Origin of the sequence: Thalassovita taeanensis, assembly GCF_900110775.1 — a bacterium.
GTDB lineage: Bacteria > Pseudomonadota > Alphaproteobacteria > Rhodobacterales > Rhodobacteraceae > Litorimicrobium > Litorimicrobium taeanense.
Window position 1 is genome coordinate 62264 of sequence record NZ_FOEP01000014.1, and the last position, 19984, is coordinate 82247.

At 58.7% G+C, this 19984-nt stretch carries 19 protein-coding genes and 1 other RNA gene; 10 read left to right on the top strand and 10 right to left on the bottom strand.

Annotation, left to right across the window (positions count from 1 at the left end):
- Positions 1 to 19: 19 nt before the first annotated feature.
- Positions 20 to 1009, bottom strand: coding sequence for an acryloyl-CoA reductase (acuI, locus tag BSF79_RS15850; RefSeq protein ID WP_090270797.1), 990 nt, complete (start codon positions 1007 to 1009; stop codon positions 20 to 22).
- Positions 1010 to 1114: 105 nt separating this feature from the next.
- A complete protein-coding gene (locus BSF79_RS15855; protein ID WP_090270849.1) occupies positions 1115 to 1630 on the bottom strand; it encodes a DinB family protein in 516 nt (171 codons plus the stop codon).
- A gap of 388 nt (positions 1631 to 2018) precedes the next feature.
- Here BSF79_RS15855 and ssrA point away from each other — a divergent pair.
- The 9 genes from ssrA to BSF79_RS15900 all read left to right on the top strand — a co-directional run bounded on the left by ssrA (position 2019) and on the right by BSF79_RS15900 (position 8172).
- Positions 2019 to 2370: a transfer-messenger RNA gene (ssrA, locus tag BSF79_RS15860) on the top strand.
- A gap of 100 nt (positions 2371 to 2470) precedes the next feature.
- Entirely contained in the window at positions 2471 to 2896 is a 426-nt protein-coding gene (locus tag BSF79_RS15865; protein WP_090270798.1) for an ester cyclase, read from the top strand.
- Between the two features lie 186 nt (positions 2897 to 3082).
- Positions 3083 to 3895, top strand: a complete 813-nt coding sequence (locus tag BSF79_RS15870) for a chromate resistance protein ChrB domain-containing protein (RefSeq protein WP_090270799.1) — start codon at positions 3083 to 3085, stop codon at positions 3893 to 3895.
- Positions 3892 to 5130 (top strand): chromate efflux transporter, encoded by a 1239-nt coding sequence (gene chrA, locus BSF79_RS15875; protein ID WP_090270800.1) that lies wholly within the window; start codon positions 3892 to 3894, stop codon positions 5128 to 5130. Before BSF79_RS15870 ends, chrA begins: the two co-directional genes overlap by 4 nt.
- Before the next feature lie 84 nt (positions 5131 to 5214).
- Positions 5215 to 5679: an SspB family protein gene (locus tag BSF79_RS15880; protein ID WP_090270801.1), complete on the top strand. Its 465-nt coding sequence runs from the start codon at positions 5215 to 5217 to the stop codon at positions 5677 to 5679.
- A 104-nt stretch (positions 5680 to 5783) separates the two neighbouring features.
- Positions 5784 to 6341 (top strand): class I SAM-dependent methyltransferase, encoded by a 558-nt coding sequence (locus BSF79_RS15885; protein ID WP_090270802.1) that lies wholly within the window; start codon positions 5784 to 5786, stop codon positions 6339 to 6341.
- A gap of 54 nt (positions 6342 to 6395) precedes the next feature.
- Entirely contained in the window at positions 6396 to 7787 is a 1392-nt protein-coding gene (gene fumC / locus BSF79_RS15890) for a class II fumarate hydratase (RefSeq protein WP_090270803.1), read from the top strand.
- A complete protein-coding gene (locus BSF79_RS15895) occupies positions 7787 to 7960 on the top strand; it encodes a DUF4169 family protein (protein ID WP_090270804.1) in 174 nt (57 codons plus the stop codon). Before fumC ends, BSF79_RS15895 begins: the two co-directional genes overlap by 1 nt.
- A complete protein-coding gene (locus BSF79_RS15900) occupies positions 7957 to 8172 on the top strand; it encodes a ribbon-helix-helix domain-containing protein (RefSeq protein ID WP_090270805.1) in 216 nt (71 codons plus the stop codon). Before BSF79_RS15895 ends, BSF79_RS15900 begins: the two co-directional genes overlap by 4 nt.
- On the opposite strand, the gene BSF79_RS15905 is transcribed toward BSF79_RS15900, so the two are convergent.
- Genes BSF79_RS15905 through BSF79_RS15915 form a run of 3 tightly spaced genes read right to left on the bottom strand, consistent with a single transcriptional unit; the run spans position 8169 to position 11538 of the window.
- The gene (locus BSF79_RS15905) at positions 8169 to 9527 is read right to left on the bottom strand and encodes a cytochrome P450 (RefSeq protein WP_090270806.1); all 1359 of its coding nucleotides are present in this window, start codon (positions 9525 to 9527) and stop codon (positions 8169 to 8171) included. The genes BSF79_RS15900 and BSF79_RS15905 overlap by 4 nt on opposite strands.
- Positions 9524 to 10735, bottom strand: a complete 1212-nt coding sequence (locus BSF79_RS15910) for a hypothetical protein (RefSeq protein WP_090270807.1) — start codon at positions 10733 to 10735, stop codon at positions 9524 to 9526. The genes BSF79_RS15905 and BSF79_RS15910 overlap by 4 nt, the downstream gene beginning before the upstream one ends.
- 50 nt (positions 10736 to 10785) lie before the next feature.
- On the bottom strand, positions 10786 to 11538 hold the full coding sequence (locus BSF79_RS15915) for a cytochrome c biogenesis CcdA family protein (protein ID WP_090270808.1): 753 nt from the start codon (positions 11536 to 11538) through the stop codon (positions 10786 to 10788).
- Between the two features lie 93 nt (positions 11539 to 11631).
- Here BSF79_RS15915 and BSF79_RS15920 point away from each other — a divergent pair, with 93 nt between their 5' ends.
- Positions 11632 to 11877, top strand: a complete 246-nt coding sequence (locus BSF79_RS15920; RefSeq protein ID WP_090270809.1) for a sulfurtransferase TusA family protein — start codon at positions 11632 to 11634, stop codon at positions 11875 to 11877.
- Positions 11878 to 11932: 55 nt separating this feature from the next.
- Here the strand turns inward: BSF79_RS15920 and BSF79_RS15925 are convergent, their stop codons facing one another.
- The 5 genes from BSF79_RS15925 to BSF79_RS15945 form a co-directional block, all read right to left on the bottom strand.
- Complete coding sequence (locus tag BSF79_RS15925) at positions 11933 to 14590, bottom strand: Rne/Rng family ribonuclease (protein WP_090270850.1); 2658 nt, start codon at positions 14588 to 14590, stop codon at positions 11933 to 11935.
- Positions 14591 to 14985: 395 nt separating this feature from the next.
- Positions 14986 to 16320: a sigma-54-dependent transcriptional regulator gene (locus tag BSF79_RS15930; RefSeq protein WP_090270810.1), complete on the bottom strand. Its 1335-nt coding sequence runs from the start codon at positions 16318 to 16320 to the stop codon at positions 14986 to 14988.
- Positions 16321 to 16326: 6 nt separating this feature from the next.
- Entirely contained in the window at positions 16327 to 18096 is a 1770-nt protein-coding gene (locus tag BSF79_RS15935; protein ID WP_090270811.1) for a sensor histidine kinase, read from the bottom strand.
- Between the two features lie 35 nt (positions 18097 to 18131).
- Entirely contained in the window at positions 18132 to 18800 is a 669-nt protein-coding gene (gene purQ / locus BSF79_RS15940; RefSeq protein WP_090270812.1) for a phosphoribosylformylglycinamidine synthase subunit PurQ, read from the bottom strand.
- 12 nt (positions 18801 to 18812) lie between these two features.
- Positions 18813 to 19850: a zinc-binding dehydrogenase gene (locus tag BSF79_RS15945; protein ID WP_090270813.1), complete on the bottom strand. Its 1038-nt coding sequence runs from the start codon at positions 19848 to 19850 to the stop codon at positions 18813 to 18815.
- Between the last annotated feature and the right edge of the window lie 134 nt (positions 19851 to 19984).

Sequence of the window (19984 nt, forward strand, 5' to 3'; positions counted from 1 at the left end):
CCACTTTCAGCCCCAACCTTCAGGCGTTCACGTCCACCACGACACGGCCCTTGACCTGCCCCTTCAGAATATCCGCCCCTAGCTTTGGCAGATCCGCCAGCGTTGCTGGCTGCACCATTGCCTCCAGCTTGCCCATCGGCAGATCACGCGCGATCCGCGCCCAAGCGCGTACGCGGTTGTCGTAGGGTTGCATCACCGAATCAATCCCCAGAAGGTTCACCCCGCGCAGCAGGAACGGCACCACAGTGGCAGGCAATCCCGCGCCTCCGGCCAGTCCCACAGCGGCAACCGACCCGCCGTATTTCATCTGTCCCAGCACCCGCGCCAGCATCGCTCCACCGACCGCATCTATACAGCCCGCCCAGCTTTCGGCTTCCAGCGGGCGCTTGACCGTCTCGGCCAGATCCGCGCGCGGAACGATCTGCGTCGCCCCAAGCTCCCGAAGATAGCCCTCCGTCTCAGGCCGCCCGGTCACCGCCGCCACCTCGTATCCCAGATGGGCCAGAATTGCCGTCGCCACCGATCCGACACCACCTGCAGCCCCGGTCACCAAAACCGGCCCGTGCAGATCCTTCAGCCCGTGATCCTCCAGCGCCATCACCGCCAGCATCGCGGTAAACCCCGCCGTGCCCACCGCCATCGCCGATCGCGTACTCAACCCTTCCGGCAACGGCACCAGCCAATCGGCTCGCACCCGGGCTTTCTGCGCATAGCCACCCCAATGTGCCTCCCCCACGCGCCACCCCGTCAAGACGACCTTGTCACCCGGAGCATAGCGCGCATCGCTTGACGCCTCGACGGTTCCAGAAAAATCAATCCCCGGAACATGCGGATACTTCCGCACCAAACCGCCCCCGGAACCGAGACACAGACCGTCCTTATAATTGACCGTGGAATATTCCACCGCCACCGTTACCTCGGCCTCTGGCAGATCATCCAGCCCAATCTGCCGAACCGCCGCATGGGTCTGCCCTTCGGCATCCTTCTCAACAACCATCGCGTTAAACATATCTTCTCCCTCTTCCCGGCCCTCAGCCCTGCGGACTGAATCCTCTGATTTCACATTTGCCAAATATCCCTGCCGGAGGCTTCGCCCGCCAACAGCACTCGCCGCTCAAAGCCAAGGCCCCGCCTCCGGCATCACAAACACATCGCTAACCCAAGCCTCGTGGCCCGCAGCTGTCACCATCGCATGGATCTGCCCACGATGATGCGCCTGATGATTGAACATATGTGCGATGCACAAAGCTACCGGCTTACTTACATCGCGCCCCAATGCCCCGGAATGCCACCTCAGATCGCCGACCAGATCCAACGCATGCAACTGCTCGGCCCACAGAATTACGTGCGCATCGGTGCGAAACCTCTCAGCCCCCCAAACTGGCAGCGTCGGCGTCATCGTTACACTGCCCGCGATGCCCCCCGTCGGCGGCACCTTGCCCTCAAAGCGCGACATCCACATCCTGTCAGCCCATAGCACATGGTTCGCTGTTGCCCAGATCGAGCCGAAAAATGCCCCACGATCAGCATGCAACGCAACGTCATCCATGCTCTCCAGAACGGCTTTCATCATCTTGTTCTGCCAAGCATTGTAGCGCGCCATCGTCAGGCAATATTGCACCGAGATCATCCGTTTGGCCCTTCCCCCAATCCGCTGTTCAAGCAGCAGTTCAGCCCGAAACCAGCCAAAGTGCAATCCCGATGACGCTCAGAGCGGCAATTCACATCCCGCAACGCCGTGAATGCAAAGCACCTGATCGTGCGAGCGCCTTTGGCACCGCCTTGCGGGCGGAAATGGCCGCACCGCTCTGGGCTTCGGGAAACTAGCTCAGGTGCCGCACCTCGGCATTTCAATCAATGAAACATCACGTCAGCGCACTCGACATGCCCCCCGATTTTCAAAAACCACCAGCCTGGTTGCGGTCGGACATCTGGCAGGACTCCTGACAAAGGCTGCCGACATTCATCGGCTCTTATGATCTGTAATTGGTATGTGGGCTGCGAAAAATTGTCAGTTTGCCCTTCTAACTTTTCCGCTGCCGCCCTATATCTGTTCTGTCTCTTCGGGGACTATGGACATAAATGCGCTCGTCATAAGCGGATCGGACCCGGGGGCGGTACCCGGCGACTCCACCAAATCCCGCTCATTTGGCGGCAATGGGGTCGAAACAGGATCGACGAACGTCTAAAGGGGTTAGCTTTGTCTCGGTGAGGTACCACCGTTATCGGTCCGAAAAGTACAATTGCAAATGACAATCGTGCTCCGGTAGCAATGGCCGCGTAAGCGGCAGAAGCAACCGAAAACTTAAGTCCTTGCGCCTAGCAGTGTAAGGCGGGGTTCGCAGGTACCTGGCAACAGAAACCTGCATTTTCCCGCCCGCATACATTTTTGTGCCCTGCTGTTCAGAGTCTGGAAAGCATTTGGTTTTATGCCTGTGTTCGTTGAACCGAATTTCACAGGACTGTCAAAATGACCAACTCCGATATTCTGCGTGAATGGTATGCCCGTGTTTGGGAAAAAGGCGATCTAAGTGCCGTTGACGAACTATTTGTGCCTGATGCAACAGCCGATGGCCTAGTGCCCGAAATGGAAGTTGGCACCGAAGAGTTCAAGATCCTCGTCGCCACGATTCAAGAACTGATCACCCTGCCCCGCGTCTCGGTCGAAAAAACGGTCGAGCAAGACAATTGGGTGTCTGGGTTCATGACCATGCAGGCCGAAACACAAGACAAGCGCAAACCCGTGCATGTCTCAGGGATGGTCTTGTGCCGGATCGACGATGGTAAAATCGTCGAAACCTATAATGCATTTGATTTTGTTGGATTTTTCGAACAGCTAGGTTTGCTTCCGGCAAACACCATCGCGCTGTGCATGTCCGGGGTCGAAATCGGCTGATCCTATATACAGCAGGCACTTCCTACCCTGCTACGTGGGGCCCGTCGTAAAAAACACGCACAGCGTTTCCGATTGACGGATTGGAAGTGCACGGTCTATCACCCTACTCATGGGGTCTGCGTCCACCCCGTGAGGCTCAGGCCCAAGGCTCGCATCCTTTGTTTCCCATCTCTGGAAGGATGTCTTATGCCGTCGTTTACCGAAATCAGCCCAGCACAGTTGAACCGCCTGATCGGCACACCTTATGCCCCTATCTTGCTAGATCTGCGCCTCGACGAAGACTTTTCCGAAGCCCCGGTTCTGATCCCCGGCGCCCGGCGCTTTGCCTATGATCGGGTCGGCGATCATGCTGCGGAGTGGGCAGGCGAAACCGTCATTCTGATCTGCCACAAGGGCAAGAAAATCAGCCATGGCGCGGCCGCCCTGCTGCGCCTGGCAGGAAGCACAGCAGAGGTTCTTGAGGGCGGAATGGTCGCCTGGGTCAGCGCGGGGCATCCATGTGTTTCCACCACCGCGTTGCCGGGCTTGGGGCAGTACCCCACCAGATGGGTCACGCGCCACCGGCCCAAGATTGACCGCATCGCCTGCCCGTGGCTGATCCGTCGGTTCATTGATCCACATGCACAGTTTTTATTCGTGCCCCCTGCGGAAGTGCGGGACGTGGCTGATCGATTTGCAGCGATTCCGTTCGACATCGAGGGCGGTGAATGGTCCCATCAAGGTAGGGCCTGTACCTTCGACACGATGCTCAGTCGCTTTGCCCTGCACAGTGAGACTCTTGATGCGCTCGCGCTTATTGTGCGCGCGGCGGATACCAATTCCCATGATTTAGCACCGCAAGCCGCAGGCCTTCTCGCGATCTCCGTCGGGCTATCAAAGCTCTTCAAATCAGACCTGGAACAGATGCAGGCGGGATTTATCGTCTATGATGCCCTGTATCGCTGGGCTCGGGACGGGCGCGACGAAGGCCACGATTGGCCAGCGGGGATACCGACATGATCGCCCCAACCTACGCCGATCTGTTCCGCGTCTTTGGCCGCATCGGGCTGTTGTCCTTCGGTGGTCCCGCCGCGCAAATCGCCCTGATGCACCGAGAGTTGGTTGAAGAACGTCCTTGGCTGAGTGAGGAGAATTTTCTCTCGGCCCTGTCGTTCTGTATGCTCCTGCCCGGCCCCGAGGCGATGCAACTGGCCACCTACGCTGGCTGGCGTCAGCGCGGCCCGCTTGGCGGTTTGATCGCAGGCGGGCTTTTTGTGTTGCCCGGCGCCATTCTTGTCGCCGCTCTGGCGCTGGCTTATGCCCAGTTCGGCCAGCTTCCAATGGTGCAGGCGGTCTTTGTGGGTGTTCAAGCCGCAGTGGTGATCATCGTGCTGCAAGCCCTTCAAAAGATTTCGAAAAAATCCCTGACCGGGCGCGATTCCTATGCCATCGCCGCGCTGTCCTTTCTTGCCATTTTTATACTGCACCTGCCGTTTCCCGCGCTGATCTTCGTTGCTGCACTTTGGGGCTATGCCACCAGCGCCCCAATACATCTCGCGGCGACCCCCAAAAAAATGCCGCAGTTTCCAACTCGCACGGTACTGCTCTGGTTGGTTCTCTGGCTGGCTCCAATGGCTGTTCTGGCGCTCAGTGGCCAAACATTCTTAGCCGGAGTTGCACTGTTTTTTGCCAAACTGGCCGTTGTCACTTTCGGCGGAGCCTATGCCGTGCTGGCCTATATGACCCAAGCTGTGGTTGACGACTATGGCTGGTTGACCTTGCCACAGATGATCGATGCTCTCGGCTTGGCGGAAACCACGCCTGGCCCGTTGATCTTGGTGACGCAATTCGTCGGCATGTTGGCTGGGCATATTCAGGGCGGCGTGCCGCTGGCGCTGATCGCCGGAGGGCTGACCCTGTGGATGACCTTTGTGCCTTGCTTTTTGTGGATATTCACTGGCGCCCCCTATATCGAGCACCTGTCCTCGCAACCCCGCCTGTCGGGTGCCCTGCGTGCCATCACTGCGGCCGTCACCGGGGTCATCCTCAACCTGTCTCTGTGGTTCGCCCTGCACATTCTGTTCGGGACGGTTACCCAAACACGATTTGCCCCACTGCCTGACTGGTCCAGCTTCAATCCGACCGCGTTTGCGCTGACCTGCCTGGCCGCAGCACTTCTATTGATCTTGCGAGTCGGGATGCTGCCGACACTTGCACTCATGGCCCTCGCCGGAGCAGCCGCAACGGTGCTTTGAGCGGCTGTGATTTTTTCGCCTGCCACTCTTTTGTTTTACCCCGAATCCCCTATGCTCTGACGCCAGATGTCAAAGGGAAGACTGATGGCCCGATCCATTGATTACGGCAACCTCATGCACCAGGCGATGCGCGGCCTGATCCAACAGGTGTTGGAGGACGTGTCAGCGCGCGGTCTGCCCGGCGCGCATCATTTCTTCATTACGTTCGACACCACCCACCCGCAGGCTGAACTGGCAGATTGGCTGCGCCAGCGGTATCCCAAGGAAATGACTGTGGTGATGCAGCATTGGTACGACAATCTTGAGGTTACCAATGATGGGTTTTATATCACGCTCAACTTCGGCGACAAACCCGAGCCGCTCTATGTGCCCTATGACGCCATAAAAACCTTCGTTGATCCCTCGGTGGAATTCGGACTTCGGTTTGAAACCAACGAAGACGATGATGACGACGACGACCCCCTGCCGCCGAACAACGATGATACAGACGACACTCCGCGCTCGCACGACGCCGAAGTGGTTCGCCTCGACAGTTTTCGCAAGCAGTGACGCCGATCCGTGAATTTTTTGTAAATTCTGATCACGGTATATTGCGCGAAACCGCGACTTGGTCACAGTCACCCGCAGGATAAATGCGGGAGAGGACACCCAGAATGGCAAGCGATTTCGCGGTATTTTTTGGCGAGATGATGCGCCGCCCCACCGAAGTTGTGGCGATCGCCCCTTCATCTGCCGCCGTTGCACGGCGCATGACCGAAGGGATGGACAAGGTCAAAGGTCCGATTGTCGAAATCGGCCCCGGCACCGGCAGTTTCACCAAAGCCATTCTGGCGCAGGGCGTTGCGCCTGAACGTCTGACCCTGATGGAAATGAACCCACGCTTTTGCGAAACCCTGCGCGAAAAATTTCCCGGCGTGACTGTGTTGAACCGGCCTGCGCAGGATATCGAACTAATCGGACTACGTGATATCGGCGCGGTGATCTCTGGCGTTCCAGTGCTGGCACGACCGCAGATTCAGCGCGACGTGGTCGGTCGCGCCTTCCGCGTCATGGCGCCAGAAGGCATTTTCACTCAGATCACTTACAGCACAAACGCTCCGATCTCGGATGAGATGCAGGCCGAGCTTGGTGTCTCAGCTGAAAAGCGCGCGACTGTCTGGGCCAATTTGCCGCCGGCCCGCGTGTTTGTATTCCGTCGTATGCAACATTGAAATTCTCTGCAAAACAGGTAACAAGTCGGCAAATTCCCGTTTGGAGGCTGACTGATGACCATGACCCGCACCGAAACCGACAGCTTCGGCCCGCTTGAGGTTCCCGCAGATAAATATTGGGGCGCGCAAACACAGCGCTCCATAATAAACTTCCCTATCGGCTGGGAGCGTCAGCCTGTGGCGATCATCCGCGCCCTTGGCGTGATCAAAAAGGCCTGCGCGCTGGTGAACATCGCGCAGGGTGACATGCCCGCCGAGCTGGGCAACAATATCGCCGCCGCCGCAACCGAGGTGATTGACGGCAAGTTTGATGACAATTTCCCGCTGGTCGTCTGGCAGACTGGCTCTGGCACCCAATCGAACATGAATGCGAACGAGGTGATCTCGAACCGCGCGATTGAAATGATGGGCGGAGTGATGGGCTCAAAAAAGCCAGTACACCCCAATGACCATTGCAACATGGGCCAGTCCTCGAACGACACCTTCCCGACCGCGATGCACGTCGCCATTGGCATGATGGCGCGCGACACCCTGCTGCCCGGACTGGAAAAATTGCACGCCGCCCTGTCCGCCAAGTCCAAGGAATTCAACAATATTATCAAGATCGGGCGCACCCATACGCAGGATGCAACCCCACTGACACTGGGTCAGGAATTCGGCGGCTACGCACATCAGGTTTCTCAGGGCATGATGCGGGTGAATAAAATACTTCCCGAGATCTACGAACTGGCGCAGGGCGGCACTGCCGTCGGCACCGGGCTGAATACCAAAAAAGGTTGGGACACCCGCGTCGCAGCACAGATCGCCGAGATCACCGACTTACCCTTCGTGACCGCGCCCAACAAATTCGAAGCCCTCGCCGCGCATGATGCCATGGTAATGTTCTCGGGCGTACTGAAAACCATCGCCGCCTCTCTGTTCAAGATCGCCAATGACATGCGTCTTCTCGGCTCTGGTCCGCGTTCGGGTCTGGGCGAGCTGATCCTGCCGGAAAACGAACCCGGAAGCTCGATCATGCCCGGCAAGGTCAACCCGACTCAGGCCGAGGCCCTGACCATGGTCTGCGCCCACGTCATGGGCAACGACGCTGCCGTTGGCTTTGCAGGGTCTCAAGGGCATTTTGAACTCAACGTCTATAACCCGATGATGAGCTATAACGTCCTGCAATCCATGCAACTTCTTGGTGACGCCGCCAGCAGCTTCACCGACAACATGGTTGTCGGTACTCAGGCCAACGTGGTGCGGATCGACAAGCTGATGAAGGAATCACTGATGCTGGTCACCGCGCTGGCCCCGACCATCGGGTATGACAACGCCACCAAAGTGGCAAAGACCGCCCATAAAAACGGCACAACCCTGAAAGAAGAGGCAATCGCGCTTGGCTTTGTCGACGCGGAAACCTTCGACCGCGTGGTCCGCCCCGAAGATATGATCGGGCCAAAGTGATGCCTGAACCGGTCAATCTGAACCGGGTCAGAAAAGAAAAGGCGCGGGCCGAGAAAAAGGCCCGCGCAGATCAGAACGCCGTGAAATTCGGGCGGTCCAAGTCGGAAAAAAAGCAAGAGCACGCCCTCGCCGAAAAGGCCCGCCGTGATCTTGAGGGGCACGAACGCGAATGAGCACCCGCCCCATCAAACGCTCGCTGACCCTGAAAGGTCACCGCACCAGCGTGTCGCTAGAAGATGAGTTTTGGCAGGCTTTTCGTGAAATTTGCGCCGAAAAGAAAAAGCCAATCAATGTCTTGGCCGCCGAAATCGATGCCTCACGCGAAGCCGACACCGGCCTGGCTTCAGCCATTCGCCTATATGTGCTGCGTCACTTTCGCGGCTAGCGCGGACTGATCCGCAACCAGATCCCATCCTTGCCGCGCACCGTAAGATGCGCCACGGGCATCGCCGGGCGGTCTGCCACCAGATCAAACCGATAGGCCTGCACCAGCATTGCCAGTAACAACGGCCCCTCGACCATGGCAAATCCGGCTCCGGGGCACACCCGTTGCCCGGCCGAGAACGGCAAAAATGCGTTGCGCAGGCATTCTTTGCCATTCGGTGTGGTGAAACGGGCCGGATCAAAATCATCCGGGCGTTCCCACATACGCTCGTGCCGGTGCAAATGCCATGGGCTCAGCACGATCTGACTACCACGCGGCACCGCACGCGCGCGGAACTGCTCTGGGCAGGCCGCCTCGCGTACCATCATCGGCACTGGCGGATACAGCCGCAGCGTTTCCCGAAATACATCGCGCGTCAGCCTCAACTTCGACATCACTGAAAAGTCGGGAGTATCCAGGTCGACCGCAGCAACCTCATCCGAAACCTGCGCCTGCCAGTCCGGATACATCGCCAGCATATACAGCGCCCAAGCCAGTGCCGAGGCGCTGGTTTCATGCCCGGCCAAAAAGAAAATCGCGACCTGATCGACCATTTCTTCGGTATCAAACACATCGCCGGTTTCCGGGTCCGCCGTGGTCATGATTTTCGTCGCCAGATCATCAGGCGCAGTCCCGGACTGGATCGCCTCCATCCGTTCAGCTGTCAGCTGCGTGATCAGACCGCGAATTTCGCGCGCCGTCTGCCGGGTTTTGCGCTTGTGAAACCGTGGCACCCAACGCGGCAGCGGAACAAACGCCCCCAAATTCAGCACCGGTTGCGTACGTTGATGTTCGCGGAATGCCCCGAACACCTGCCCCGCCAGCTGATTTTCGATCGGAATGGAAAACAACGTACGAAAGATCACATCAGCTGCAGCGTGGCTGGCCTCAACCTCTATCTCGACCGGTTCCCCATTGGCCAGCCGCGCCAACCGCGCTACTGCCGCCTGCCCAGCCTGCCACATCGCCGGAAACGTATCGCGCAACCGCCCGCCCTCAAAGGCCGGGTCAATGATACGACGCTGGCGTTTCCAGACCGCGCTGTTGGTCACAAATACCGAATTTCCCAGCAAAACCCGCAGCCCCTCGCTAACACGGTTTGATTTAGGGAAATCGTCAGGCCGCCCCTTCAACACCAATTCGACCAGCGCCGGATCATTGCACAGGAACGAGCGGAAAAACGGCGTGCGAAACTCGGCCATCCAAGCCCGATACAGTCGCGCCGGTTGGGCCGAGAGAATGTCCTGTCGGAACAACCGCAAATACGACCAGAGCGAGGTTTTCCCCTGCCGCACCGGGGGTTTTGGCGGCTTCATGTCGGCTGCACCGACGTAAATTTATTTACTGACGCCTCAATCCGTGATTTCGACGGGGATCGCCCGGCATATCGGTCCGACAGTGTCAGCGGTCCGGCAGTGATCTGGAAGTAGTCATAATCTCGCGGTCGGTCAAATGCGCAAAGATACTGAAAATGAAGCCGAAAAAACCGCCAGCGCAGTTCAGCCCAACGCGCGGGGCTCAGCGTTTGGGTAAACGCAGCCGACACCACCAAAGGCCCGCGTTTCGCCGCCGTCGCCACGCCCGACACTGCTACCGGATCGCATAAGGCAAAGGCACAGCCATCGCCGGGGGCTGTCACGTCAACCCAAGTAAGCTCCTCGGTTTCTGATAAAAACCGAAGATCGGCACGCAACCTGTGCGCCTTGGGTAAAAACGATACCATCGGCACCACCTGCCCCAACGTGAGCAGATTCAGCGCAGGACCATCCCCCGGCACCTGCCCGGCCCTGATCAGATCCGACAGGACCGACACGGCAAGATGCGCCCCTGAGGAATGGCCGACGACCAGAACCTCATCAACATCCGCCGTCAGTGCCTCGGCGATGATCGTGGTGAACTCGACCATCCGCGCCTCAAGCTCCGGCGTGTTGGCCCCCATCGAACGCGCGGAATATGCATAATCGTGCATCAGGTAGTAGGCAAAGAACTTGCCGTCGCGCTTGCGGAACCATTCCAGCACAAAAGGTACAACCGCAAGTCCGGTCCACCCCATCCATGGGTGGATAAGCGCCAAAACCTGACCCAGCCCGAAGGCCACCACCAGCGCAAGTACAAGCTGCGCCAGCAGAAATACGATAGGATAGAGTGCAGCTATCACTGGCCCCTTGCGCAGCCGCATCAGCCGCCATAACGCCCCCGTGCCAATATAGACCCACGCGGTGCGGATCAGCTGCAGATATGTCGCGGCTATCCCCTGCGCCATGCTGTCACGCACGATGTCGGACCAAACCAGCACTTCAACATCCGTGTCGGTTGCCCGACCGTCGATCAACGCGGAGACATGCCAGCCATAGGCCCCTTTGGTGGTTTTAGGGCGCAGCGCGATCTCATACCCCGAAATCGCCGCCTGCTCCGCGCTCTCCTTGCGGTAAAGCTCGCGATATCGGCGCGGATGAATCGGATCATAGCCGGGAATATAAAACACCCGGCGGCGCGAAACCCTGTGTTGGTTATCTTTGCTCATCTGCTCCCTCTTACGCATAGTTTAGCGCAGATTTGGGGCAGGAACATGACTTATCCGAGCGCGGCCAGTGATGGAAATTTCTCCAGCAGCCAGTATGAAAATGCCGAAAATCCGCCCGTCAGCATCAACAAGCCGATGGTCCACAGCAAAAGCCCCATCACCCGCTCGATCTGCTCCATATGGCGCTTCATCCAGCCCATCACCCCGGTAAGCCGCGGCAAAAACGCTGCCACCAACAAAAATGGCACGCCCAGCCCGAACGCATAAACCGCCAGCAGCAAAGTTCCCCGGGCAACCGACCCTTCCCCGGCCGCTAGCGACAAAATCGCCCCTAGCTGCGGACCAATGCACGGCGTCCAGCCGAACGCAAAGGCCAAGCCCAGAACATACGCCCCCAAAGCAGACCCGCCCCGGTCGCCCGCATCCAGACGCGCTTCGCGGTCCAGAAACGGAATCCGGTACACCCCAATGAAATGCGCGCCAAATACCATCACCGACAACCCGGCAATGGTATTGAACCAATCCTGATAGCCCAGAAACACCGCGCCAATGGCCGATGCCGTAAACCCAAGAAACAAAAATACCGTCGACAGACCCATCACGAAAAAGAGTGCAGGCAGAAGAGCCTTGTTTCGCCCGCCCTTCCCTTCGGTCAGGTCGCCCAAAGACACCCCACTCATATAGGCCAGATAGGGCGGCACGATGGGCAAAACACAAGGACTGACGAACGAGATAACCCCCGCCATCAGCGCCACGAACATGGCGGGCATCAATCCCGCGTCGATGATTTCTATTCCGAACATAGGCCTTTCTTAGGTGATTGCTGCGGCGGCGTCACCTGACGCATTGTCACAACTTAGTAGACAGCAGTGCGTGCGCCGATTACCCACTGCCGCATGAATAGCGAGATCGAAATCGACACCATCGGAATGCTCTGCCCGCTGCCGGTACTCAAGCTGCGTAAGGCACTGCTGTCGGTCCAGCCAGGCACCGTTGTGCAGCTTTTGGCAGACGACCCCGTGGCCGTGATCGACATTCCCCACTACTGCTCCGAAACCGGGCACACGTTTCTGGGAATGGAAACCGCAGACGCGCATCAGATCTTTCGCATCCGCTGCGGCGCGCAATCTCCTCTCACATAACGAAAACGCCGCGCAGAGAACTGCGCGGCGTGATCTTCAACAATTGATCCTAGTTTTAGCCGCCCAGCGACCACCAACCACGGCGCTTGGGCCTGTTGGGATCTTCAATCTCGACCTCAGGCTCAGCTACGGCTTCTGGCGGAATTTCGACCGGCGTCACAGGCTCAACCTCAATTGGCGCTTCCGGCACAGGCTCGGATTCTTGCGGCATCTCAGGTTGCACCGGCTCAGGCAGCTCGGGCGCGGGTTGAGGAACCTCCGGCTGCGCAGGCTCAGGCGACACAGGTTCTTGCTCCGCAACCGGCTCTGCAGATGCCTCGACTTCAGCCGGTTCACGCACATCAGTCGTTGACGTTTCCGTCACCTCTACGGGCGTTTCCTGCTCGGCTGCCTGAGGCTCGACTGGGGTTTCAGCCTCAACCGCCTTGTCGGCCTTGGGCTTTGTGCTGCGGCTTCTCGAACGAGTTGACGGCTTTTTGGCCGCCTCTTCATCCGTGTCAGCCTCGGTCGCATCTTCGACAGCGTCTTCCGAGCTTTCGCCCTCGGACTCTGCATCGTATCCTTCCGAAGATTTCGACCGGCTCCGCCGACGCCGACGACGGCGCTTTTTGGGCTTGTTGTCCTCTTCAGAGGTCTCAATCACGGCGACCGCCTCGACCTCATCTTCTTCTTCGACAGAGGCTTCGTCGACCTGATCCATCAGGGTGGTATCAACCGACACAACCGGCATTGGCTGTTCAATCACCACACGGGTCGCGGTCTTGAACTTCTCGAGCGAAAAATCCGGGCTGATCAGCATCGGATCACCTTCGACCCGCACCGACAAACCATAGCGGCCTTCGATCTGCGCCACATGCTCGCGCTTCTGATTCATAATAAAGTTGGCGATCCCCACTGGGCATTTCACCAGAACCTCGCGCGAACGGCGACGCACGCCTTCCTCTTCGATCTGACGCAGGATTGACAGCGCTAGATTGTCATCCGACCGGATCAAGCCGGTCCCATGACAGGCCGGGCACGGCTGAGTCGTCGCCTCGATCATGCCAGGGCGCAGACGCTGGCGCGACATTTCCAACAAACCAAAGCCGGAAATCCGGCCGATCTGAATGCGCGCACGGTCAGTTTTCAGCTTGTCTTTGATCTTTTTCTCGACGGCGGCATTGTTGCGCCGATCATCCATGTCGATAAAGTCGATCACGATCAGGCCAGCAAGGTCGCGCAGACGCAGTTGGCGGGCCACCTCCTCGGCAGCCTCCAAGTTGGTCTTGGTCGCGGTTTCCTCGATCGAGCCTTCTTTCGTGGCCCGGCCAGAGTTCACGTCAATCGCCACCAGCGCTTCAGTCACGCCGATCACGATATAGCCGCCGGATTTCAGCTGCACCGTCGGATTGAACATGCTGCTCAGATAGCTTTCGACCTGATATCGCGCGAACAACGGCATCGACTCGCGGTAATGTTTCACATTTACCGCGTGCGACGGCATGATCATCTTCATGAAGTCTTTGGCAATGCGGTACCCGCGCTCGCCTTCAACAAACACCTCGTCGATGTCACGATTATACAAATCGCGGATCGAGCGTTTTATCAGATCGCCCTCTTCGTAAATCTTCGCAGGTGCGATCGAATCCAGCGTCAGCTTGCGGATCTGCTCCCACAGCCGGAAGAGATATTCATAGTCGCGCTTGATCTCGGCCTTGGTGCGCTTGGCCCCCGCTGTGCGAATAATCAGCCCCGCACCGCTCGGCACGTCGATCTCGCCCGCGATTTCCTTCAGCTTCTTGCGGTCCACAGCGTTGGTAATCTTACGCGAAATGCCGCCCCCGCGTGCGGTGTTGGGCATCAACACGCAATACCGGCCTGCCAAGCTCAGATAAGTGGTCAGCGCCGCACCTTTGTTGCCGCGCTCTTCCTTTACGACCTGCACCAGCAGGATCTGACGCACTTTGATAACTTCTTGAATCTTATAGCGGCGCGGACGTGGTTTGCGCACCGGACGGATATCTTCGGCATCGTCGTCATCCGAAACGGATTCGATGCTGTCGTCCTTGTCCATTGCCTCGACCGTACCAAGGTCGGTGCCATTGTCTTTATCACCTTCCGCAGGCTCGGTCTCTGGGGCTTTGGCCTCTGTCGTTACTATGACGGTGGCCTCTACTGTGGTCTCGTCCGTCGGCTCTTCGACCGGTGTTTCCGCAACCGTTTCCATCGGAGAGGTGCCTTCAGGCGTTGCCTCGTCCTCCAGATCGATTGTCTCCATCCCCGAGATTTCAGACCCCGAATTTTCCGGGCTACTCACCTCTTTGGTGGCTGTCGCATCCTTCGATCGTGTGGATTCGGCCCGCGACCGCGACGATGACGGACGACGCGACCGGGACGAGCGCTTGGGCTTTTCTTCATCATCCTCTTCAGCGCGCTGAGCCTCGGCATATGCGCGCTCTTCTTCCATCAGGGCTTCACGGTCCGCGACCGGAATCTGATAGTAATCGGGATGAATTTCCGAGAACGCCAGAAAACCATGCCGGTTTCCGCCGTAATCCACAAACGCCGCTTGCAGCGAGGGTTCAACCCGCGTGACCTTTGCCAGATAGATATTGCCAGCTAGCTGGCGTTTATTTTCTGATTCAAAATCGAATTCCTCGACTTTGTTTCCATCAACCACAACGACGCGAGTTTCCTCGGCGTGGGTGGCGTCGATAAGCATTTTCTTTGCCATGTTGTCCGTCTGCATCGCGGCAAAACCCCCTGACCCGGAGGGCGGGGGCGTTGCGGCAGATGTCTGATATGGGCGAGTGCGGACGCGCGGCAGGGCAAGCTGATCTCAGCCCCTGCTCTCACTTTTGGTGATGTCGCGCGCCTCATCGCGTTTCTTCTCCGACGTTACCCAATAGCGGGAACGCCCATTCAAGGCCCGCGTTCTTTCTTGGAAACGTCGGGCAATTTTCGCGGCCCTGTTTTCAGGAACCAATCGGTCTGCCCAGACGTGCCGGTTTTTTTGTCCTACACATGTCTGAAACAGCGAAACTCACGCGGCGGACGCCGATTAAGCGCCTCTTGCCGTTCTTTTACCATAATGGCAGGAGCGCGCCGATGACAATGGGGAAAATTCCCTCATAGGTAATCTGAGCGCTGCAATCCGTATTTGGCCATCTTTTCATTCAGGGTTCGACGCGGCAGGCACAACTCGTCCATCACATTGGCAATCGAGCCTTTGTGGCGCCGCATCGTGTTGTCGATCAGCATCCGTTCGAACGCCTCGACATATTCCTTCAACGGCTTGCCTTCGGTGGTCATCACCTGCTGCATGTCGTCGTGATCGGTCATCAGCAACGAGGTGATTGTGCCGCTGCCACGGCGCGATTGCAGCACCGCGCGTTCGGCCACATTGATCAGCTGCCGCACATTGCCCGGCCAAGGGGCCTGCAACAACTGTGCTGCTTCCTGCGCACTGACTTTGGGCGCGTCACAGCCGTATTCCTCGGAAAACTGTTCGGACAGGCGGGTAAACAGCGTCAGAATATCCTCGCCGCGCTGGCGCAGCGGCGGCAGCGTGATCCGCAGCGCCGCCAAGCGGTAAAACAGATCGGGGCGCAACGCGTCCTCGATCGTGCGGTTCTGCTCTTGCAGGTTACAAATTGCCACGATCCGGGTTTCTGCGGGTGTGCCCTGTTCGTTGATCAGCCCCAGCAGACGCGCCTGAAGGCTATCTGACAGCGCCTCGATATCCTCCAGCACCAACGTACCGCCTCGCGCTTCCTCGACCGCAGGCAAGCGGCTGTCTTCGGGCATCATCGGGCCGAACAGACGTTTGGCCAGCGCATCTTCATCCCAAGCAGCACAAGATAGCAGCACAAACTTTTTGCCCGCCCGCGCGCCCACGGCGTGAAGTGCGTGCGCCACCAACGTCTTGCCGGTTCCGGTTTCACCATCGATCAGAACATGGCCATCCGCCTGCCCCAGATCCAGAATATCTTCTTTCAGCCGCTCCATGACCGGGCTCGACCCGATCAGCTTTTTCATCAACTGCCCGCCATCAGATAGCTCACGCCGCAGCGCCCGGTTGTCCAACGTCAGGCGCCGGGTGTTGGTGGCCTTTTTGGCCAATTCGGTCATCCGGTCCGGGTTGAACGGCTTTTCCAAAAAATCGAACGCACCCACGCGCATTGCCTCGACCGCCATCGGCACATCACCGTGCCCGGTGATCATGATCACGGGCAAGGCGCTGTCGCTGCCCATCAACTTCTTCAGGAACTGCATCCCATCCATGCCCGGCATCTTGATATCGGAAATCACGATGCCCGGATAATCTGGCCCCAACGCCTTCAGTGCATCCTCGGCGCTGGCAAAGGTTTCGGTGTCGTATCCTGACAGCGCCAGCCATTGGCTGATTGACTGCCGCATATCCTGCTCATCGTCCACGATGGCGATCTTCATCACCTTCGACATGGCTTGTTACTCCGCCGCTTCGGTCTCTGTTTCATTTGTTAAGATAGGAAGTTGCATTTCAAATACAGCCCCCCCGCCTTCGGCATTGCGCGCCGTCAGCCGTCCCCCAAGGTCGTTCACGATCCCCGAAGAAATGGCAAGCCCCAGCCCAACACCCTCGCCCGGCTTCTTTGTGGTGTAAAACGGCTCGAACAGCGCCTCCAGATCATCAATCCCTTGGCCATTGTCGCGCACCGTCAGCGTGGCGGTTTCTCCCGCCGCGAGGATCAGATCAATCTCTGGGTCCGGCACTGTCTGGGTCGCGTCCAATGCGTTGCGCAACAAGTTAACCATCACCTGCTCAACCCGCACCCGGTCCCCCATGACCCGCACCGGATCCGAGGGCACAGCACGGCTGATCCGCACTTTGCGCTTCTTAAGCTGAGGCTCCATCATCGAGAGGGCAGAAGCCAGCGCATCGCCCATATTCACTGGGGAAAACGTCTCGCCGCCCTTTCGGGCATAGCTTTTCAATTGCCGCGTGATCGAGCCCATCCGTTCGATCAGATCATCAATCCGCTGGAACGATGACAGCGCCTCGTCGGGCCGGTTGCGCCGCAGCAAAAGCCGCGCGCCCGCCAGATAGGTTTTCATCGCGGCCAGCGGTTGGTTCAGCTCGTGGCTGACCGCTGCCGACATCTCGCCCAACGCCGCCAGCTTCGAGCTTTGCGCCAGCGTCTGCTCGGCCACGGCGAGGGTCTTTTGCACCCGTTCTCGTTCGGCGATTTCCCGCTGTAGGCGCACGTTCAGCGCGCGAAGTTCCGCCGACTCGCGTTGAAACAGCGCCATGCGCAGCGCGGTCTTGCGGCTGAGAAAATAGAACGCCAGCGCCAGGAACATCGCGAATCCCATGATTTCCAGCGCCAGAACGCCGTTCACCCGCTCGCGCACGCTGTCATAGGTGGTAAAACTTGCGATCCGCCAGCCTTGGAACGGAATCCGGCTTTCCATCCGCATCACCGCCTCACCCTGAACATAAGCGTCAGCCGGCAGGGCTGTCCAATCAGCGGTGGCCTTGATTGCCCGCTCAATTGCGCTGCCTGCAGGTGCCGAGACCAGCGCCTGCTCCTCGGTCTGCCCGCGCCAGCGCGGTTCGGTTGCGAGGATTATCGTGCCAACACTGTCCGTCACCAACACCGCGTCCGAGATCCCCGCCCAAGCGCGCTCGAACTTTTGCAGATCGACCTCGACCAGGATTACGCCAACTGTTGAATTCTGACTTTCCAGCCGCCGAGAATAGGTAAAACTGTATCCACCACTTTCGCGCTGAAGCACTGAAAACAGAGTTTCACTGGCGCGAATGGCGTTGACAAAATACGGCTCGGTCCGGTGCTGCGACCCCAATCTGTTGCGATCCGTCGCCGCCACCGCCCGCCCGTCACTATCCAGCAACATTAACGAGGCCGCGCCAATCTCTTCGACGAATGAAATCAAGCGCTGGCTGGATTGCGAAAAATCATCCGAATTCAACGCCCCGATCAGCGCCGGGTCGCGCGCCAGAAGCTGCGGCACAATCGCATTTCGGCGCAGCTCGCTCAACAGGTTGCCGCTATAAAGCGCCAGCCGCAGCTCGGCCCGGTTGCGGGTATTTTGGGTAAACCGGTCAGTCAGAAGATTATTGGTGACCACCACCGTGATCACCGCCATCAGGATCACGACAAACAATGCCAGACGCACCCGCCAACTGATAGTGCGGGTGTTGCTGGTCGAAATCACTGTTTGCGGAACCGAGGCCATGAGCAAACTTAGGCGGTCGGGCGTCCCGCCTCAAGTCACGCTGTGGCCAGCTGATCCATCAAAGCGCGGAACATCGCCGATCCGTCGGTGCCGCCATGGCGCTCGTCCACTGCCCGCTCAGGGTGTGGCATCATTCCCAGCACCCGACGGTTTTCTGACAGGACTCCGGCAATATCAGCGACAGAGCCGTTAGGATTGTCCATATAGGTGAAGGCAATCCGATCCTCACCTGTCAAACGCGCGACCAGCTCGGCATCGGCATTGTAGTTGCCATCGTGATGCGCCACCGGAATCGACAGAACCTGCCCCGCATTGTACCCAGCGGTAAATGCACTGTCTGAAGTTTCGACCTTCAGCCCAACCGACTTGCAGATGAACTTCAGGTTCGCATTGCGCATCAGTGCGCCTGGCAGCAACCCGGTTTCGGTCAACACCTGAAACCCGTTGCAAATGCCCAGCACATACCCGCCCCGCTCGGCATGCCCGACAACCGAACGGCAAATCGGCGAATTGGCGGCGATTGCGCCGCAGCGCAGATAGTCACCGAAAGAAAAGCCGCCGGGGATGCCGATGATATCCATGCCCTCAGGCAGCGCCGTATCCTTATGCCACACCATCGTGACATCCATGCCCGCGCGCTCGAAGGCGACGGCAAGATCACGGTCACAGTTGGACCCGGGAAAAACGATGACGGCGGCTTTCATGGCACAAGGCTCCTAGCTGGTGAAATCCGTGATCACGGCCACGCCGGGCGGGGTTGGGCCATTGAAGGCCGCCAACTCTGCCCCGGTCCGCGACAACGGAATTTCGCGTGCGATCAAGGGCGACATATCGACAGTGCCACTGGTGATCAAGCCCAGAAGGCTGGGATAGCGCCAGCTCGGCATGCCGCGCGTGCCATAGAGCGCCAGATTGCCCTGATAAACCGCAGACATATTGATCTCCATATGGGCGGTGTGGCCCACAGGCATGCCCACCTGCACATGCCGCCCGAGCGGGCGCAGGCACTCAATGCTTGCATTCGTGGTCGCGGCAATCCCCAATGCCTCGACGCTGACATGAGCACCGCCCTTGGTAATCTCGCGGATCTTCTCAGCTGCGCCGCCATCTTGCGCATTCACCGCCGCATCAGCCCCAAGGCTCAGCGCATGATCCAGCTTTTCCTGAACCACATCAACCACCACCACATAGGCCCCCAAGGCCTTGCCCAGCAACATTGCAGACAGACCAATCCCGCCGGTCCCGTGCACCGCCAGCCACTCACCGGCCTGCAACGCCGCCCGCCCGGTCAGCGCGTGCCAGCTTGTCGTCACCCGGCACCCCAGCCCCGCCGCCACCGTCGGCGACAACATTTCGGGCAGACGCGCCAGATTGTGGTCAAACGGCACCGCGACATACTCAGCGAATGCCCCCGGTTCGATGAAACCCGGCAGACGCTGATTCGGACAGGTATTCTGATTCCCCGACTGACAGCTGGGGCACATGCCGCAGGCCAGAATGAAAGGGGCCACCAACTTGTCGCCAAGCTTCCAACTTGATCTTGGCCCGGCCTCGACCACCTCGCCGCAATATTCATGCCCGCCAATCTGCCCCGGCTTGACCCGAGGGTGCTCGCCGATCCAGCCGTGCCAGTCAGACCGACATACGCCACAGGCCAAAACCTTCAGCACCACGCCATCCTCCGGGCACTCCGGGGTCGGTACGTCCTCGATCACCAAATCTTTATTGTATTCTCTCAGAACCGCTGCGCGCATTGGAATCCCTCCCCGAATTCATTTTGCCTGAGCGCAAGTCAAGCCGGCCTCCACCCGAAAGGTCAAGGTCACCCGGCGCAAATAAAAAGCCGCGCTCCCCCTCGGGAACGCGGCTTTTGTCCGTTCTTCGGCGG

Coding starts and splice junctions, on each gene's coding strand:
- acuI (WP_090270797.1), bottom strand. CDS start 1,009: ATGTTTAACGCGATGGTTGTTGAGAAGGATGCCGAAGGGCAGACCCAT.
- BSF79_RS15855 (WP_090270849.1), bottom strand. CDS start 1,630: ATGATCTCGGTGCAATATTGCCTGACGATGGCGCGCTACAATGCTTGG.
- BSF79_RS15865 (WP_090270798.1), top strand. CDS start 2,471: ATGACCAACTCCGATATTCTGCGTGAATGGTATGCCCGTGTTTGGGAA.
- BSF79_RS15870 (WP_090270799.1), top strand. CDS start 3,083: ATGCCGTCGTTTACCGAAATCAGCCCAGCACAGTTGAACCGCCTGATC.
- chrA (WP_090270800.1), top strand. CDS start 3,892: ATGATCGCCCCAACCTACGCCGATCTGTTCCGCGTCTTTGGCCGCATC.
- BSF79_RS15880 (WP_090270801.1), top strand. CDS start 5,215: ATGGCCCGATCCATTGATTACGGCAACCTCATGCACCAGGCGATGCGC.
- BSF79_RS15885 (WP_090270802.1), top strand. CDS start 5,784: ATGGCAAGCGATTTCGCGGTATTTTTTGGCGAGATGATGCGCCGCCCC.
- fumC (WP_090270803.1), top strand. CDS start 6,396: ATGACCATGACCCGCACCGAAACCGACAGCTTCGGCCCGCTTGAGGTT.
- BSF79_RS15895 (WP_090270804.1), top strand. CDS start 7,787: ATGCCTGAACCGGTCAATCTGAACCGGGTCAGAAAAGAAAAGGCGCGG.
- BSF79_RS15900 (WP_090270805.1), top strand. CDS start 7,957: ATGAGCACCCGCCCCATCAAACGCTCGCTGACCCTGAAAGGTCACCGC.
- BSF79_RS15905 (WP_090270806.1), bottom strand. CDS start 9,527: ATGAAGCCGCCAAAACCCCCGGTGCGGCAGGGGAAAACCTCGCTCTGG.
- BSF79_RS15910 (WP_090270807.1), bottom strand. CDS start 10,735: ATGAGCAAAGATAACCAACACAGGGTTTCGCGCCGCCGGGTGTTTTAT.
- BSF79_RS15915 (WP_090270808.1), bottom strand. CDS start 11,538: ATGTTCGGAATAGAAATCATCGACGCGGGATTGATGCCCGCCATGTTC.
- BSF79_RS15920 (WP_090270809.1), top strand. CDS start 11,632: ATGAATAGCGAGATCGAAATCGACACCATCGGAATGCTCTGCCCGCTG.
- BSF79_RS15925 (WP_090270850.1), bottom strand. CDS start 14,590: ATGGCAAAGAAAATGCTTATCGACGCCACCCACGCCGAGGAAACTCGC.
- BSF79_RS15930 (WP_090270810.1), bottom strand. CDS start 16,320: ATGTCGAAGGTGATGAAGATCGCCATCGTGGACGATGAGCAGGATATG.
- BSF79_RS15935 (WP_090270811.1), bottom strand. CDS start 18,096: ATGGCCTCGGTTCCGCAAACAGTGATTTCGACCAGCAACACCCGCACT.
- purQ (WP_090270812.1), bottom strand. CDS start 18,800: ATGAAAGCCGCCGTCATCGTTTTTCCCGGGTCCAACTGTGACCGTGAT.
- BSF79_RS15945 (WP_090270813.1), bottom strand. CDS start 19,850: ATGCGCGCAGCGGTTCTGAGAGAATACAATAAAGATTTGGTGATCGAG.